We start from the raw sequence: 16,680 nt of genomic DNA on the forward strand, positions 1-16,680 counted from the left end.
CTTGGGGAATAAGGTACAGGCGCGCCCAGGTCAGACGCGATTGACGGGGATCTTGATGTAGCTCACGCCATCAGCTTCGGGTTCGGGCAGATGTCCCCCGCGCATATTGACCTGCACGGACGGCATCAGCAGACGCGGCATCGCCAACGTGGCATCGCGCTCCGTCCGCATCTTCACGAATTCCTCTTCGCTCACGCCGTCATGAACATGGATGTTGTAATCCCGCTCATGCCCGACAGTCGTCAGCCAGGCATACTCATCCCGGCCGGGCGCCTTGTAATCGTGGCACAGGAACAGACGCGTCTCGGCCGGAAGCGACAGCAAACGGCGGATGGAGCGGAAAAGCTGCCGCGGATCACCGCCCGGGAAATCCGCCCGAGCCGTGCCGAAATCCGGCATGAAGATCGTATCGCCCACAAAGGCCGCATTGCCGATCACGAAGGCCATGTCGGCCGGCGTATGGCCCGGAACGTGCAGCACCGTCACAGGAAGGTCACCGATCCGGAACGTCTCGCCGTCGGTAAAGAGATGATCGAACTGCGATCCGTCCCGCGCAAACCGCGTCCCGGCATTGAAGATCTTGCCGAACACCGCCTGAACCCGCGTGATATCCGCGCCGATCCCGAGCTTTCCGCCAATCTTTTCCTGCAGCCAGGGGGCCGCAGACAGATGATCGGCATGGGCATGCGTCTCAAGCTGCCAGTCGACGGTCAGACCTTCGCGCTCCACGTAATCGACGATCGCCTGCGCCGATCCATGGGACGTGCGACCGGCGGCCGCGTCATAATCGAGCACAGAGTCGATAACGGCTGCGCGCTTCGTGACGGGACAATGGACAACGTGGCTCGCGGTATTCGTGGCTTCGTCGAAAAACGTACAGACAACGGGAGCGGGCGCCGCGCCTTCCTCGGTTCGCCGGATCTGCGCGGTTGCGGCCTGGACTGCTGCATCATGCATGGCGTTCACCTTCTGGCTGTGGAATGCCTTTACGACACTTTCATTAACTGTTAAGTTAATATTGTAAGTGTTGCATGTCAAGCGCCCTGATGCTTTTGGAACCGGATCATGAACGTATCCCCTCCCGCTGAATCCTCCCTTCCGTTTCTACGCATTGGCGACCGGGCTCCGGATTTCAGCGCCCGGACCACGCATGGCGAATTCATCATGAGCGCCCTGCGCGGACACTGGGTCCTGCTTTTCGCCCATCCGGCCGACTTCACGCCCGTCTGCACCAGCGAGTTCATCGCCCTGGCCCGCAGCGCGGAAGAGTTCCAGAAGCGGGACTGCGCCCTGCTCGGCATCTCGGCGGACAGCCTCCCGGCCCATCTCGCCTGGGTCGAGGCCATCAACACGCAGTTCGGAATCCAGATCCCCTTCCCCATCATCGAGGACCCGTCCCTCGCCGTCGCCCGCGCCTATGGCATGCTGGACAGCGCGGCACAGGACAGCGCCACCGTGCGCTCGGTTTTCGTGATTGACCCGTCAGGCATCATCCGCGCCATCCTGAACTATCCAGCCACCGTCGGCCGCTCCGTCCCCGAACTGCTGCGCCTGCTGTGCGCGCTTCAGGAAGTGGACCGCGCCGGCGCGCTCACGCCCGAAAGCTGGCAGCCGGGACAGCGCACCGTCGCTCCCCCGCTCCAGACACAGGCCGCCGTGGAAAAGGCCGGCGCAAAATGGTTCTTCCAGCCCATGACCCGGGAGCGTTCATGACCGTCCTGCTTCCCCTTGAGAAAAGCCGCGAACTGGCAGAATGGCTGCGCATTCTCGCCCAGCCGCAGCGCCTCATGATCCTCTCGGCCCTGCTCGACAGCACCCATGCCGTCAGCGAGATCGAGACCATGACCGGCATCGGACAGCCCACGCTGAGCCAGCATCTGGGCGCGCTCAGACGTGCGGGGCTGATCGAATCCCAGCGCGAATCCCGTGCCATCCATTACTGCTGGACCGACACGCCGGACGCCCGCCGCGCGCGCGCCCTGCTGATGAGCCTGCAACCCGGCGCACTTCCGCCAGAACTGCCTTCTCCCACACCTGAAACCACACCCGGGCCAGCAGCCTCGGCGCGTTTTGCCCGTATTCTTCACCCCTGACAGTCCTTAATCAGGAATTGTCCGGTCCTTATTGAAGACAGCAGGGGAAGTGTAGTTGCGATAAAGTTATTCGGGACTGAAACCGTAAAAAGTCCCATACGCTTACCTGTAGGTAAGGAGAAAGAATATGATCCGTTATTTCATCGCTCTGACCGGCCTGACATTTGCACTGACGCAGGCCGCTGGCGCGGCCACCCGTGAAGAACAGAAGCAGGCCTGCCAGGGCGACGCCATCCGTCTGTGTACGCTGGCCATTCCCAACGAAGCCAAGATCACCGCCTGCATGAAAAAGAAGATCGACCAGCTTTCCCCGAAATGCCGTGCGATGTTCACCCCGGTGCCGCAGGCCAAGAAAGCACCCGCGCCGAAGCCCAAACAGGGCTGACCTCCGGACTGACCGGCACGGACGGCTTGTGGAGAGATGTGGAGAGACCCGCGGGAGACCGTGGGCAAAGGCAAATAGGAAATTTTCAATTTTCGTAAATCCTCCCGCGCCCGTGACTGGTTTCTGTCCGGCAGAATGGGTATGGTGTTTTCAGTGATTTTTCGAAGAGCACTGACACCATACTGCGAGCGTCAGGATCTGACATGACGGGTCTGGTGTCGTTACTGGACAGACCATACCCATGACCAGACAGCATGACCGCCGCAAAGTAACCCTCAAGGATGTGGCAGCGCAGGTCGGCGTCTCCCATACAACAGTCTCAAACGCCTATATCCGTCCAGGCCAGCTCTCGGCCGCTTTGCGCGAGAGGATCCTCGCCGCCGCACAGGAGCTTGGTTACACCGGCCCCGATCCGGCCGCCAAGCAGCTCGCCACCGGCCGTGCCGGCGCGCTGGGCTTCCTCTTCAGCGAGGACCTTCCCTATGCCTTCACCGATCCCGCGATCCTCAGCGTCCTCAACGGCGTCGCCCGCTCCTGCGACGAGCTGGAAACCGATCTCGCCCTGATTTCCGCGGGCAGCAACCTGCGTAACCGCACGGCCCCCGTCTCGCTCGGCAACGCTGCCGTGGACGGTTACATCCTCTATTCCGTCGCCCCCGACAGCCGCTGCGTCATGATGGCCCAGCAGCGCAATGTCCCCCTCGTAGTGGTGGACCAGCCCCGCCTCAACGGCGTGCCTTATGTCGGGATCGACGATCGCGGCTCCGCCTACCGCGCAGCCAAGACCCTGCTCGATCTCGGACACCGGCATTTCGGCATCCTGTCACTCAAGACGGCCCATGACGGCTATTTCGGCCCGCTGACCGCCAAACGCCGCGCCAATATCGCCCACAGCACCATCGCCATGCGCCTTGAAGGCTATGTGCTCGCGTTGCAGGAAGCCGGGATCGCGCCCGAGGACGTTCCGACCTGGGAAATCCCGATCAATTCCGAGGACATGGGCGCCCAGGGCGTGCGTCATCTCCTCAACCGCGCCCAACGCCCGACCGCCATCCTCGCCATGAGCGACCGCGTGGCCATCGGCGCCATGCAGACCATCCGTGCGCTTGGCCTGAACATCCCGCAGGATGTGTCGATCTTCGGCTTTGACGACATCCCCGCCGCAGAAGGCGCGGATCTGAGCACGATCCGTCAGCCGCATGAGCGCAAGGGCACGGAAGCCGTCCGTCTGCTGAGCGCCGCCACAGGCAGCAGCGAAAACGTCATCCTCGAAACCGAACTCGTCCTGCGCGACAGTATCGGCCCCGCCGCCTGAGCTTCCCTTTCGGGAGACCTTCAGCCCCGAAGCGCCGTCGGCAGGTCCGCGAAAGCGTCAATCCGCAGATCCGGCCCCAGCCCCAGTGCGGCGCATTGCTGCGACGAGCCATGACCGTAACTGGCCCAGCATGAGGCAATCCCGGCGTTACGGGCGAACTGGAGGTCGGCCACGGTATCGCCCACCATCAGGAAAGCCGAGCGCGGCAGATCGGGAAAAAGCGGAAGAACGCGCTCTTCCATCACGCGCGGATCGGGCTTGTGCGGAAAATTCGGCTCCGACGCCACAACACCGCTGAAAAATGGTTCCAGCCCAAACCGCGCCATGCTCGCATGAACCGTGGGCGCATGCTTGTTGCTGAGAATGGCGAGAGTTTTCCCCTGTTCCTTCAGAGCGGCCAGCGTCTCCACCACGCCGTCGAACAGAACCGTCTCTTCCTCGTCGGCCGCCGGATAGAACGCCCGGTAGTGCCGCACGAATGAGGCGGCATCGCGTTCGTCGCTTTTGGGTGCGATCGCCTGGAACAGGGTCTGGAGCGTCCCGCCCCGCGTCAGTTCCTGTTTGAGGACGTCCGCGGAAGGCGCTGTCACACCCACCGCATCAAAGGCCTCTTTCAGGCTGCGCAGAATGGCTGGCTGCGTCTCCGCCAGAGTGCCGTCATAGTCGAGGAGAAGGATCGGAAAACGTGTCATATCCCCTTTTCCCCTGCCCGGCGCCGGAAATCCATCCCCCCGCACAACAACAGGCCGATGTCTTACTCCGCGCGCTCTGCCACACCCGTCAGGAGCGCTTGGATTCCCGGAAGGATCGCAATCAGCAATCCTCCCGGCGGCTGCGGGCTGTGTGCGGATGCCAGCATGCTGGCCGAGTTTTCAAAGGCCGCCTGCTGTTCCTGAAGCAGCCGGTTCGCATCCATCCGCCAGGCCGAACCGTCCCGCCCGTCCAGAACCCCGAGCCCCGCGCGCGACAGCAGAGCGACGGCATGCGACACCGGCACGACTGCCTCAAGCACCGGAATGCCCTTTGCGCTTGTCACAAACGCCGCATCATTGTCCGACCAGCGCTGCAGCATCTGGCGCAGAGGGGCGGCAAGCGCGTGCTCGCCCCGGACATACCGCGCGGCCATCGCATTGAACCGCAGTGCTACGAACGCATCCGGGTCCGTCACCGCAACAGGCGCTGACAGCATCGCATCCCCGCTGGGCGCAGCAAGATGGTTGAGAGCGTAATTGCGGACGGGGACCGTCACTTCGGTCAGGATCTTCAGCGGTTCCGAATGTCCTGGCGCCATGGCCTCGCGCATGGCCTCCCGATGCTGCGTTGCCTGCAGTCCGGTCGCCTCAAGCTCAGCCATCACAAGCGGCAGACGCCGTTCCAGATCGGGAACGTCGCGTACATCCTGCGCGGACCAGAACCGCTCGGCCAGCGCCGCCATCCGGGGCCACAGCCGCCCATCCAGCATCGGCTCGGACACCATTTCCGCCCAGAGCGTGCCTTCCGCCCCCATGACCAGCGCCTTCTGTCCGTCATCCAGCGGCGGAGCATGCTCGTCCATCACGAACGGCACCGAAAATTCGGGATGTTTGGGCGGATATTTCGCCAGCTGCTCCGCCGTGATCCCTTCGGCCTTCGTATCAAACGGATCGACCGCATAATGGGCGGCAGACGGCCGCAGCAGATCCAGATAATACCCCGCCGACACCACAACCGGATGCCCGGCCTGCGTCGCCGTTCCGGTCCATTTCGACGCCCGCCAGGGCTCGACGACGACATTCTTCGGGATCGGCGCCTCGCTGACCTCATCCCAGCCCATCATGACATGACCCTGGGCGGAAACGATCTTCGCGACCTCTCCCGTAAAAGCCGCCTGAAGCGCAGCGGCCGTCTCGAAGCCATGCGCCTTCATATAGGCCGCAATAGCCGGATTTTTCGTCCACTGGGAGGAGACGACTTCATCGCCTCCGGTATGCACATACCGGTCCGGGAAAAGTCCGCCCATCTCCCCGTACAACACGCGCACAAAGCGCAATGTCTGCGGATTGGTCGGGTCCAGCGCGGCATTGTTGAGGTTCAGCCCCTTGGCGGTCACATCTGGCAGAGGCTGGGCCGCCAGCTCGGGATAGGCCTGAAGGATCGCCAGCGCATGACCGGGCACGTCGATTTCCGGCACGACACGGATGCCGCGATCCGCCGCATAGGCCACGACCTCGCGGATCTGCGCCTGCGTGTAATACTGACCGTGCGACGCCACGGTCTGAAGCTTCGGGAACATCCGGCTCTCAACCCGGAAGCCGGCTCCATCGCTCAGATGCCAGTGCAGGACGTTGAGCTTGACCAGCTCCATCGCATCGAGCTGCCGCTCGATGGTCTCGACCGTGTCGAAATGCCGCGACACATCCATCAGCAGACCGCGCCAGGCAAAGCGGGGCGCGTCCTCAACATGCACACGCTCGACCAGCGCCCCCTGCGGCGTCACCCGGACAAGCTGAAGCAGCGTCGACAGCCCGTGGATCACCCCCGCCGGGCCCTCCGCTTCCAGCCGCGCGCCAGTGGCGGACGTCGTGAGCGCATAACGCTCCTTTTCGTCCACACTCAGATAGGCCCGGTCCTGCCCGGCCGAGATATGCAGCACATAAGGCGCGCCCCGGCCCGCAGGCCCGGCGATCGCGGTCAGACGTGTCGTAAACCGCGCCACGGCCCGCAGCAGCAGAGGCGAGGGCCGCGTGTCCCATACGACCTGAATCCCGCCCCCGATCGACGCCACGCCATTGGAGACCGAAACGGTCTGCGGCACGGGCAGCAGGGGCTCTTCCGCCCGCGCAACACTCCCCAGCCCCCCGGCCAGCACACTTCCCGCAAGAAGCAGCCACGCCGTGCGGGCAAACCTGCGGGGAGAACTCAGGCCGCGAGGCGGGGCGGTATGCGTCATACGGGGCTTTCCTTGGAAAATCGGAAGATCAGTGCGTATCGTCGGTAGCGGGCGGCAGCGCATCGAGCATCCGCTGCGCATCATCGGCTGAAAGCGCGATGCCATAGAAATCATGATAGAAAGACCGGATCGACCGGATCATCGCCGGGACATCCACCTGCCCGGTCTGCACGATCTGCCGGGCCCAGATCACCTGAAGCATCAGCTCCGGCCCATAGCGGTCCCAGGGGAAAAGACCCGTCGGATTGCGATAGACGCGCCCAGACTGCACGGCCTTGATCTTCGACCAGACCGGATCCTTTTTCAGGGCTGCCGGATCGCCCGCATTGGCAGCAACGATCAGAATATCCGGGTTCCAGGACAGGACCTGCTCGATGGAAACAGGCTGCTTGTTGCCGTGAATCCCCTGCGCCGCATTCTGCCCGCCCGCACTGCGGATCCACTGGTCGATGATGCTGTCATCGCCATCCACCCGCAGTGGCTTGAGAGACTCCACATGCAGCACGCGCGGCCCCTGCGGGTTGGTCGGGGCCTGCGAGACGACCTGAAGGAACGCCGAGCGGTAAGCCTGCGCACGCTTGGCGGCCATCGGCGTCTGAAGCAGGGTCGCGGTCCCGTCCACGCAGTCAAGCATCGCGTCGAACCGGTCGAACCCTTCGGGCGCCACATTCAGCCCTGCCCGTGTCAGGGCCTCGGCGGAATGGCCCGAGTTGGTGACGAACACCAGATCGGGATGCAGCGCCAGCAGTTCTTCCGCGTTCAGATTGCCCGGATCCAGCGTCTCGGCCTTTGCCAGTTCCGGCACCAGGCGGAACATCCAGGGCAGCATCGCGGGACGCGCCACGGTGCCCACGATCCGGTCCTGCGCGCCCAGCATGATGAGCGTCGCATTATGCGCGTACCAGCCTTCAACGATCCGCTCGGGAGGGGCGGCATGCGCCACAGGCGCCGGCAGGGATATGGCCAGTGCCCCGCCCAGCAGGGCTGCCGGGAGTGTGAGGGCCGAAAACCGCTTCAAGAGTTGTGAGAGTGTCATTTCTCGTCCCTTCCATGATGGAAAAAGCGGTTTCCGGCATGGTCCGTCTGGGTCAGAGGCACACCGTAAAGCGCTGACATCCGTTGCGCCGTCACAACATCCTGTGGCGGCCCGTCCGCGTCAATCCGGCCGTGATCGAGGACCAGAACCCGGCTTGCGCGGACATACAGTTCTTCCGGCCGGTGCGAAGTGAGCATAACAAGCCGGCCTTCCCGCGCAAGATCCGCCAGCAGCGCCATCAGACGCAGCTGATACCCGTAATCCAGCCCGGTCATCGGCTCATCCAGCAGCAGGCCCTGCGCGTCCTGCGCAATGGCCCGTGCCAGCACGACCCGCTGGCGTTCCCCGCCGGAAAGCTCCGTCACCGGCCGATCCGCAAATCCCGCCAGCCCCATCCGCTCCAGCGCCGCATCAACGGCCAGCCGGTCTTCCCAAGACAGCCGCCCCGTGAGCCCGGAATAAGGCACACGCCCCAGCTCCACCATCCGCCGCACCGTATAGGGAAAGGTCGCGACATGACTTTGCGGCACATAGGCCAGATGTCGCGCAATGGCGGAGGCCGACCACTCCCGCAGAGAGCGGCCTTCCAGAAAAACATCCCCGACCGAAGGCGTCAGAAACCCCATCAGCAGCCGCAGCAGCGTACTCTTGCCCGCCCCGTTCAGCCCCAGAAGCCCGACCAGCTCGCCCTTCTCCAGCGAGAGATCAATGCCCTCCAGCACGGGAACAGTCCCACGCGGCTGACGAAATCCCAGGTTCCGGCACGACAGCAGCGTCATGCCACCCCACTCCGCAGACGCCGCAGCACCAGCACGAAGGCCAGCGCCCCGAAAAGCTGCGTGACGATCCCGAGCGGAACCTCCCCCGTCGTCAGACTGCGCGCACAGGTATCGGCCAGCACCAGCCCGGCCGCTCCCAGAAGCGCCGTCACCGGCATCATGCTCCGATGTTCCGCCCCGGCCAGAAGCCGCGCGACATGCGGCACCAGAAGCCCGATCCAGCCAATGATGCCCGCCATCGAGATTGTCATCGCACAGGCCAGCGTCGCCAGAACGATCAGCGCCGGACGCATGACCCGCACCGACACGCCCAGACTGCGCGCCTCGTCATCCCCGAGCGACAGCACATCCAGCACAGGCGCACACAGAACCAGCGCCACCGTCAGAACAATCAGCGGCCCCGACATCCAGGCCAGTTCCTGCCATCCGCTCGGCGCCAGACTGCCCAGAAGCCAGTTCACGATGGCCGGGAGCTGATCCATCGGATCGGCCAGATATTTCACTAAAGACAGTAAGGCCGTGAAAATCGCATTCCCGATCAGCCCGCCCAGCAGCAGCGTCAGGATACCCCCGCCCGGCAGCGTCCTGCTGATCAGCAGTCCCGTCCCGACCGCCAGCAGACCGCCGCCGAACGCGCCCATCTGCACCACAACCGCCGACCCGCCACTGACGATACTGAGCGCCGCGCCAAAAGCCGCCCCGCTCAGAACGCCGAGCAGATCGGGCGAGACCAGCGGATTACGGAACACCGCCTGATAGGTCGCGCCCCCGCAGGACAGCGCACTCCCGACCAGCAGCGCCGCCAGAATACGCGGCAATCGCGCCTGCATGACGACAACCTGCGCCACGGGATCACTCGCGGAAGACAGATGCAGCAGAGACCCGAACACCCCCATCACGCGCAGTGGCGACAGCGGATACCGCCCCAGACAGAGCGCGCACAGCACGCTCAGGATGACACAGGCCAATGCGAGAGACCGGATCAGGGCAGGACGGGCGGAAATAACGCTTCCTCTCGGCAGAACGGCCAATCTGCCGCCGGGAAATCATAAGCCAAGCCTTCCCACATCACCAGAACCCCACCGGGGGATAGGCCAGGGCAGAAGTCAGGGGAGAAATCGGAGCCCGAACCGCCTTGGGAACGGGTTCTGGAAGTCCGTCAGAAGCATAGGAAGTTTTTGACACCCGGTGTCAAAATATTCATCGTGGGACATACTTGCCGCGAAAACAATGTAACAGACCCTCACGACGATCCGTCAATATCCCTCCCCTATCCGCGCAGAGTCCACCTCGGGGAATACTGCAATCAGGACCAAGAATATCCCGGATTAACGCTGAAACATCGCGAAATCTGTGTTATTTTCATGACAAAGGCCGCATTTATTTCCCGAAACACCCGGTTTTGAGATAACGCAATCTTTCCTTTCACGGCTCCGTGCACTAGGTTGCACGCAACAGCCACCTTTTGTGGCAAATGATTTCAAACCTGCCGGGACAGTTTAAGCATGCTCAAACGGATAGCTGCCGCCGTCATTGGCCTTGGCGCAGTGGGAGGCATCGGCTTTCTTGCCTATGCCTGGTACCCCGCCATTGCCCCGATCCCGCGGCCAGCCGCATCGTCATTCTCCGCAGACGCCATCAGCCGTGGCGAAATCGTGGCGAATGGCGGCTACTGTGCGGAATGTCATACCCGCGTGGATGGCAAGCCCGGCCCCGAACTGGCCGGCGACTTCAAGATGGCCACACCCTTCGGTGACATCTTCTCGTCCAACATCACGCCTGATGAAGAATGGGGAATCGGCAACTGGTCGCTGGCCGCGTTCAAGCGCGCCATGAACAAGGGCATCGCCCGCGACGGCTCCCAGCTCTATCCGGCCTTCCCGTTCGACCATTTCACGAAGGTCAGCGATCAGGACGTCTCGGACCTGTACGCCTATCTGATGACGCGCCCTGCCGTGCATCTGAAGCCGCGTGACAACACGGTCCCCTTCCCGATCAACATCCGTCTGATCGGCCAGGGCTTCTGGAAGCTGCTGTTCTTCACCCCGGGCCGCTACCAGAACGATCCGAAGCATGACGCACAGTGGAACCGCGGTGCCTATCTTGCCGAAGGTAACGAGCACTGTGGCGCCTGCCATACGCCGCGTAACCTTCTCGGCGCCGAGAAGATGAGCAGCGTCTATGACGGTGCGGTCATCGACGGCTGGATCGCCCCGCCGCTGAACGACCACAACCCGACGCCCGTCGTCTGGACCGAAGACGAGCTGTTCCAGTACCTGCGCTTTGGCGTGGCCCCGCTGCACGGTTCCGCCGCAGGCCCGATGTCGCCCGTCCCGCACCGCTTCCTCTCCAAGATCCCCGAGGAAGACGTGCATGCGATCGCACATTATTATGCAGACGTGGACAAGGCCGCCCAGCGCAGTGCTGGCGATCAGGCCGCGATCTCCCGCGCCATGCAGATGTCCGGCCGTGACCTGACGGGTCCGCAGCCGCTCGACGAAGACGCACGCCTGTATCAGGGCGCCTGTGGCGCCTGCCATTACAATTCCGGCCCGAACCCCGTTCTGGGTCGCCCGGAACTGGCCCTGAACAACGCGCTGTGGCTGGATGAACCGAACAACCTCTATCAGGTCATGCTGCACGGCATCACCGCGGAGGAAGGTCAGGACCACATCTCGATGCCGAGCTTCTATTCCGGCCTGTCCGATCATGACATGGCCCGCATCGCCGCGTATCTGCGTCGCACACGCACCACGCTGCCCCCCTGGACGGATCTGGAGAAGAAGGCTGCCAGCGCGCGCGCCACGCTCGAAGCTCCGCCCATCAACGCTTCGCACTGATCCGGGCAGGACTGGGAAAACAGGACATGACCACGAAATTTGAACTCAACGGACAGCCCGTTACGGTCGACGCCCCGGCAGACACCCCCCTGCTCTGGGTCATCCGTGACGACCTGAACCTGACCGGCACCAAGTTCGGCTGCGGCATCGGTGAATGCGGCGCCTGCACCGTCCATGTGGGCGGCCGCGCCACACGCTCCTGCATCACGCCGCTCTCCGCCGTCGAAGGGGCTTCAGTCACGACGATCGAAGGTCTGGACCCGGCAGGAAATCACGTCGTACAGGTGGCCTGGCGTGACCAGCAGGTGCCGCAGTGCGGCTACTGCCAGTCCGGTCAGATCATGCAGGCCGCAAGCCTCCTGAAGGACTATCCGAACCCGACGGACGACCAGATTGACGGCGTGATGGGCGGCAGCCTCTGCCGCTGCATGACCTATATCCGCATCCGCAAGGCCATCAAGGAAGCTGCCTCAAGGCAGCAGGAAGGCGCCAACAATGGCTAAAATCGAACAGATTGCGAAAAAGAGCGACGCCACGCGCCTCTCCCGCCGCAACTTCCTGATGACGGCGGCCGGCGCCGGGCTGATGTTCGGTTTCGCCCGCAAGGCCGGCGCTGCCACGACGCTGCCGTCTGCCATGCCGCCGGAAGCTGCGTTCGAGCCGAACATCTGGTGCGCCATCGCCCCGGACGGGTCGATCAACGTCAACATCGTCCGCGCCGAAATGGGCCAGCATGTCGGCACCGCCCTCGCCCGCATCATCGCGGATGAAATGGACGCCGACTGGGACAAGATCAAGATCACGCAGGTCGACACCGCCCCGAAATGGGCCGGCAAGTACGTCACCGGCGGTTCCTGGTCCGTCTGGGACACCTGGGACACGTTCCGTCAGGCCGGTGCCGCCGCCCGCAGCGTGATGATCGAGGAAGGCGCGAAGCTCCTCGGCACCACGCCGGACCGCTGCACCGCGCATGAAAGCGTCGTCTCCGCTGGCAGCAAGAGCATTTCCTTCGGTGACATCGTCGCCCGTGCCAAGCCGACCCGGACCTTTACGCCGGAAGAGATGGCCAAACTGCCGCTCAAGCCGACGGGCAACCGCCGCCTCATCAGCAAGCAGGTCCCGGCGCTCGACATTCCGGACAAGACGACCGGCAAGGCCATTTACGGCATCGACGTCAAGCTCGACGGCATGGTCTATGGCCGTCCGAAAATGCCGCCGACCCGCTACGCCGCCAAGGTCATCTCCGTGGACGACAGCGCCGCGAAGAAGATCCCCGGCTATCTGCGCTATGTGGTTCTGGACGATCCCTCCGGCATCGTTCCGGGCTGGGTCGTGGCCCTCGCCAAGACCTATCCCGCTGCGATCCGCGCCGCCGACGCCCTGAAGGTCCAGTGGAATCCCGGCCCGACGATCAACGTCTCCGAAGCGGACATCATCGAGCATGGCCGCAAGCTGGCCGCCGATCCGAAGAACGGCACCCGCGTCTTCAACGACAAGGGCGTGGACGAAGCCCTGACCATCCATCCCGGTCAGGTCTTCGAGCGCAGCTACACCTGCGCCTCGGTCGCGCATTACCAGCTTGAGCCGGTCAACGCCGTGGCCCGCCACATTGACGGCATGTGGGAAATCCACACCGGCAACCAGTGGCAGTCCCTGATCCTGCCGCAGCTCGCCAAGTCGCTCCAGGTCCCCGAAGAGCAGGTCGTCATGCGCACCTATATGCTCGGCGGCGGCTTCGGACGTCGTCTGAACGGCGATTACTGCATCCCGGCGGCCCTTGCCTCCAAGGCCATCGGTGGCGCACCGGTCAAGCTGATCCTGACCCGCTCCGACGACATGGAGCTGGACTCCATCCGCTCGCCGTCCATCCAGACGATCAAGGTTGCGCTCGACAACGACCGCAAGAAGATCGTGGGCATGGATTATGTCGCGGTCGCCGGCTGGCCGACGCAGGTCATGGCTCCGGCCTTCCTCGCCACCGGAGAAGACGGCAAGAAGTACGATCCGTTCGCCATCGCCGGCGCGGATCACTGGTACGAAACCGGCCCGACCCGCGTCCGCGCCATCAGCAACGATCTGGCCAACGCAACCTTCCGTCCCGGCTGGCTGCGCTCGGTCAGTGCCGGCTGGACGCCCTGGGCGCTGGAATGCTTCCTCGACGAGCTGGCGCATTCCACCAAGCAGGATCCGCTGGCGTTCCGCCTGTCCATGTTCACGGCCCAGGGCCGTAACGCTGGTCAGGCCCCGAACTCCGTGGGTGGCGCGAAGCGTCAGGCTGCCGTGCTCCAGCGTCTGGCCGACAAGATCGGTTACGCCAACAAGCAGCTCCCGGCCGATACCGGCATCGGCATCGCCACCAGCTTCGGCCAGGAACGCGGCATGCCGACCTGGACCGCCGGTGCGGCGCAGATCCATGTCGATCGCAAGACGGGCGTTATCACCTGCCAGAAGCTCTGGCTCGTGCTCGATGCCGGCACCATCGTCGATCCGGGCGGGGCCCTCGCCCAGACCGAAGGCGCGGCACTGTGGGGCCTGAGCATGGCGCTGTTCGAAGGCACCGAGATCGTCAACGGCACGATCAAGGACCGCAACCTCAATACCTACACCCCGCTGCGCATCCCCGATGTGCCGGATATGGACATCGAGTTCATCCAGAACACCGAAAAGCCCACGGGCCTTGGTGAGCCGGGTGTCACGGTCGTCGCACCCGCCATCGGCAACGCGCTCTTCAATGCCGTTGGCATCCGCCTGCGCCACATGCCGATGCGCCCCGCCGATGTCCGCCGCGAACTGAAGCAGCATACGAGCTGATCCAACCCGCACATCACGACAAAGGCCGCAGTCCCCCCGGACCTGCGGCCTTTTTCATACGTGGCGACAGGGCCACATCCCACAATCCGGACGGGATAGGTCTTGCCAAAAACCCCAAAAGTCGTGAGAGACTGAGCCGTTCAGGAACCAGCAGGAGCCGGAACGACGATGCGCCGCCGGAAAAAGGACAAACTGTGAGCTGGTTTTACGAAGAACATGGCACCCGCAAGGGGCCGGTGTCCGCAGACGGGATGAAAGCCCTCGTCACGGAAGGGATCATCGGACATTCCACCCTGTGCTGGACCGAAAGCTTCGGTGGTGAATGGCACCCGGCTGGAAGCTGCGTGTTCTGGCCACCCCAGCCCGAAGGCGTCCCCCCGGCTCTTCCCGCAAGCCTGATCTCAAACCGCTGGCTGTGGCTCAGCCTGATCGGCCCGTTCTTCGGCAGCATGGCGATCGGAATCCTGGAAGGATTCGGCCTCATTCCGGAGTTCGCGAGCAATATCGGTACCATGGTCGTCAGTGTCGGGATTTTCTACTGCGCCCTCATCATGGACCGCCGCAGCCTGCTGGCAGCGGGCTTCCGTCCCGGCACGATCCTGTGGATCCTCCTGCCCCCGCTCTATTTCTGGCGCCGCATTCAGATCGTGGGGCACGGCATGCTGCTCTTTTTCCTGTCGGTGCTGGTGTTCCTGTGCGAGTTCATCCCCGCGATCACCAATGGCTGGCACATCATGCCGGACGAAGGCCTCTCCAGCTACGTCTCCCGCCGCTACTACGAGCTGTAAGCCCTCAGCAGTACCGGCGGTAAAACGCTTCGACCCTGCTGGCTGCCGCACCGATCCTGTAGCGCGACATATCCCACTGGCGGGGCGCCGCACTTTCCAGACGCCGCAGCCCTTCCGTCAAAGCCTCCAGACTGTCCGGCGCCACCAGGCAGTCCGGCGCATCGGCCAGAATATCCTTCACGCCACCAGCCGCCGTGGCACAGACCGGCAGGCCGGCTTCCATGGCCTCCAGCAGCACCAGCCCGAACGGCTCATGACGTGAGGGCACGATAAACGCATCGAACGCCGCCAGAAGATCGGGCATGTCCGTGCGATATCCGGTGAAGATGATGTCCGGCCGCCCCTGTGCCGCCTGTTGCAGCGCATCGCGCTCCGGCCCGTCGCCCACCATAACGAGACGGGTCCCGGGCTTCAGCTCCGCCTGCTTCCAGGCCTGGATCAGAAGCCCGAAATTCTTTTCCTCAACCATCCGTCCTGCCGCGCCAATTACGACGCCCCCGTCCGGAATCCTCCACTCCCGCCGCATCCGCTCCCGCAGAGCCGCGCGCGCTTCACAGGTTGATGCCGGAGGCACTGTCCAGTTGGGAATCAGCGCGGAGGCGTCACGCTGTTTTTCCGGCAGGGCCTCCCGCTGCCAGGACGCGATGCAGACCAGCCCGTCATGCGCACCATAACTGCGGCCGCGATAGGAGGTGTGCAGCGTAGCCACCACCGGAACCGACCCCGCCAGTCCAGCCCGGCGCAGCCAGCTCACGCGGGCGGAGGCACGGCCGAGATGGGTATGGACGATATCATGCCGGCCGCTGCGCAGTTCGGAGGCCAGTGCGGGAAGATAGCCCGCTCTCCCGGCCCGCACGACCTTCACCTCGGGACAGAGAAACCCGCTGATGTCCCCGCCCGTCAGCGGATCGACCGTATTGCGGTCCAGCAGGAGCGTAACGTCATGACTCTGTGCCTGAATGGCGGAGAGTTCCGCAAGATGACGCTCCGTCCCCGCGAATTCCCGGGTCGAGAGGCAGTGCAGAATTCTCAGTCGGGAAGTCACGCGCTTTTTCCTTGATGGGCGTGGGAGGAGCGTGGCGGGAAAACCGGGCGTCAGGAGTTGATCCGGCCCCCGGCTCTCCAGACACCCTCGATGATCGGGCCGCTGCGGGTGGACATGCGCTGATACGGCGGCCGCGGCTGGCAGGCCACGAGATAGAGACCCACCGTGAACAGAAGCTGGGAAATCGTGGTCATCTGGGTCAGCAGCCAGATGAAGCCCGGAGCCCCCATGCCCCGGAACAGCTGGTAGACCAGAAACGCCAGAGACAGCAGCCGCATGGCCCGCAGCAGCGGTCGCAGCGGATTGAGCATCCCGGGACGAACGAGCGGCGCCGAACGTTTCATGCCGAGGAAGAACGCCAGACTGATGCACCAGATCAGCGCGCTGTCGATCATGTTGGCCAGGCTGGCCCCGAACAGCAGCATCGGCAGCACGAGGGAAAGCCCGTCCAGCATCAGCGCACCGAGCTGACAGCTCAGGCCAAGCTGCAGCGCCGTCAGGCGCCCGGGAAGGCGATCTGCCACAGGCTGGAACAGCCGGTCGAGCAGCCAGTCATCCACATGGGCAATGCGTTCAGGTAAAGTCATCACAGACACTTTATCCGGCCAGACGCCCCCCTGCATATAATTTTTTCTTCATCCGACAGTCAGATACAGCCC

The 16,680-nt window shown here is 63.8% G+C and carries 16 protein-coding genes; 8 read left to right on the forward strand and 8 right to left on the reverse strand.

Annotated features, from left to right (window positions below; all coding sequences use genetic code 11):
- Positions 1-30 precede the first annotated feature (30 nt).
- Entirely contained in the window at positions 31-957 is a 927-nt protein-coding gene (locus GLS_RS03320; RefSeq protein ID WP_041111155.1) for an MBL fold metallo-hydrolase, read from the reverse strand.
- Positions 958-1,065: 108 nt separating this feature from the next.
- Here GLS_RS03320 and GLS_RS03325 point away from each other — a divergent pair, with 108 nt between their 5' ends.
- The 4 genes from GLS_RS03325 (at position 1,066) to GLS_RS03340 (ending at position 3,793) form a co-directional block, all read left to right on the forward strand.
- Positions 1,066-1,713: a peroxiredoxin gene (locus GLS_RS03325; protein ID WP_041111157.1), complete on the forward strand. Its 648-nt coding sequence runs from the start codon at positions 1,066-1,068 to the stop codon at positions 1,711-1,713.
- Complete coding sequence (locus GLS_RS03330; protein ID WP_011252152.1) at positions 1,710-2,093, forward strand: ArsR/SmtB family transcription factor; 384 nt, start codon at positions 1,710-1,712, stop codon at positions 2,091-2,093. Before GLS_RS03325 ends, GLS_RS03330 begins: the two co-directional genes overlap by 4 nt.
- Positions 2,094-2,220: 127 nt before the next feature.
- Positions 2,221-2,478, forward strand: coding sequence for a hypothetical protein (locus tag GLS_RS03335; RefSeq protein ID WP_080691885.1), 258 nt, complete (start codon positions 2,221-2,223; stop codon positions 2,476-2,478).
- 241 nt (positions 2,479-2,719) lie between these two features.
- Positions 2,720-3,793: a LacI family DNA-binding transcriptional regulator gene (locus tag GLS_RS03340; protein ID WP_041111159.1), complete on the forward strand. Its 1,074-nt coding sequence runs from the start codon at positions 2,720-2,722 to the stop codon at positions 3,791-3,793.
- A gap of 20 nt (positions 3,794-3,813) precedes the next feature.
- Here the strand turns inward: GLS_RS03340 and GLS_RS03345 are convergent, their stop codons facing one another.
- The 5 genes from GLS_RS03345 to GLS_RS03365 form a co-directional block, all read right to left on the reverse strand.
- Positions 3,814-4,485 (reverse strand): HAD family hydrolase, encoded by a 672-nt coding sequence (locus tag GLS_RS03345; protein ID WP_041111161.1) that lies wholly within the window; start codon positions 4,483-4,485, stop codon positions 3,814-3,816.
- Positions 4,486-4,547: 62 nt separating this feature from the next.
- Entirely contained in the window at positions 4,548-6,722 is a 2,175-nt protein-coding gene (locus tag GLS_RS03350) for a family 20 glycosylhydrolase (RefSeq protein ID WP_041111163.1), read from the reverse strand.
- A gap of 28 nt (positions 6,723-6,750) precedes the next feature.
- The gene (locus tag GLS_RS03355; protein WP_052327444.1) at positions 6,751-7,758 is read right to left on the reverse strand and encodes an ABC transporter substrate-binding protein; all 1,008 of its coding nucleotides are present in this window, start codon (positions 7,756-7,758) and stop codon (positions 6,751-6,753) included.
- Positions 7,755-8,537 carry an ABC transporter ATP-binding protein gene (locus GLS_RS03360; RefSeq protein ID WP_041111167.1) on the reverse strand — a complete coding sequence of 261 codons (783 nt, stop codon included), beginning with the start codon at positions 8,535-8,537 and terminating at the stop codon, positions 7,755-7,757. Before GLS_RS03360 ends, GLS_RS03355 begins: the two co-directional genes overlap by 4 nt.
- Positions 8,534-9,568, reverse strand: coding sequence for a FecCD family ABC transporter permease (locus GLS_RS03365; RefSeq protein WP_052327445.1), 1,035 nt, complete (start codon positions 9,566-9,568; stop codon positions 8,534-8,536). Before GLS_RS03365 ends, GLS_RS03360 begins: the two co-directional genes overlap by 4 nt.
- Before the next feature lie 474 nt (positions 9,569-10,042).
- Between GLS_RS03365 and GLS_RS03370 the strand changes: the two genes are divergently transcribed.
- The 4 genes from GLS_RS03370 to GLS_RS03385 all read left to right on the forward strand — a co-directional run bounded on the left by GLS_RS03370 (position 10,043) and on the right by GLS_RS03385 (position 14,976).
- On the forward strand, positions 10,043-11,377 hold the full coding sequence (locus GLS_RS03370; RefSeq protein ID WP_041111168.1) for a cytochrome c: 1,335 nt from the start codon (positions 10,043-10,045) through the stop codon (positions 11,375-11,377).
- 26 nt (positions 11,378-11,403) lie between these two features.
- Positions 11,404-11,880: a (2Fe-2S)-binding protein gene (locus GLS_RS03375; RefSeq protein ID WP_041111171.1), complete on the forward strand. Its 477-nt coding sequence runs from the start codon at positions 11,404-11,406 to the stop codon at positions 11,878-11,880.
- Positions 11,873-14,188, forward strand: coding sequence for a xanthine dehydrogenase family protein molybdopterin-binding subunit (locus GLS_RS03380; RefSeq protein ID WP_041111173.1), 2,316 nt, complete (start codon positions 11,873-11,875; stop codon positions 14,186-14,188). The genes GLS_RS03375 and GLS_RS03380 overlap by 8 nt, the downstream gene beginning before the upstream one ends.
- 194 nt (positions 14,189-14,382) lie before the next feature.
- Positions 14,383-14,976 carry a DUF4339 domain-containing protein gene (locus GLS_RS03385; RefSeq protein WP_011252165.1) on the forward strand — a complete coding sequence of 198 codons (594 nt, stop codon included), beginning with the start codon at positions 14,383-14,385 and terminating at the stop codon, positions 14,974-14,976.
- A gap of 4 nt (positions 14,977-14,980) precedes the next feature.
- Here the strand turns inward: GLS_RS03385 and GLS_RS03390 are convergent, their stop codons facing one another.
- Both GLS_RS03390 and GLS_RS03395 read right to left on the reverse strand, forming a co-directional pair.
- Positions 14,981-16,021, reverse strand: a complete 1,041-nt coding sequence (locus GLS_RS03390; protein WP_193363842.1) for a glycosyltransferase — start codon at positions 16,019-16,021, stop codon at positions 14,981-14,983.
- A gap of 50 nt (positions 16,022-16,071) precedes the next feature.
- Positions 16,072-16,608: a hypothetical protein gene (locus GLS_RS03395; RefSeq protein ID WP_024716855.1), complete on the reverse strand. Its 537-nt coding sequence runs from the start codon at positions 16,606-16,608 to the stop codon at positions 16,072-16,074.
- Positions 16,609-16,680: the final 72 nt, after the last annotated feature.

The organism is Gluconobacter oxydans DSM 3504, assembly GCF_000583855.1.
Taxonomy (GTDB): domain Bacteria; phylum Pseudomonadota; class Alphaproteobacteria; order Acetobacterales; family Acetobacteraceae; genus Gluconobacter; species Gluconobacter oxydans.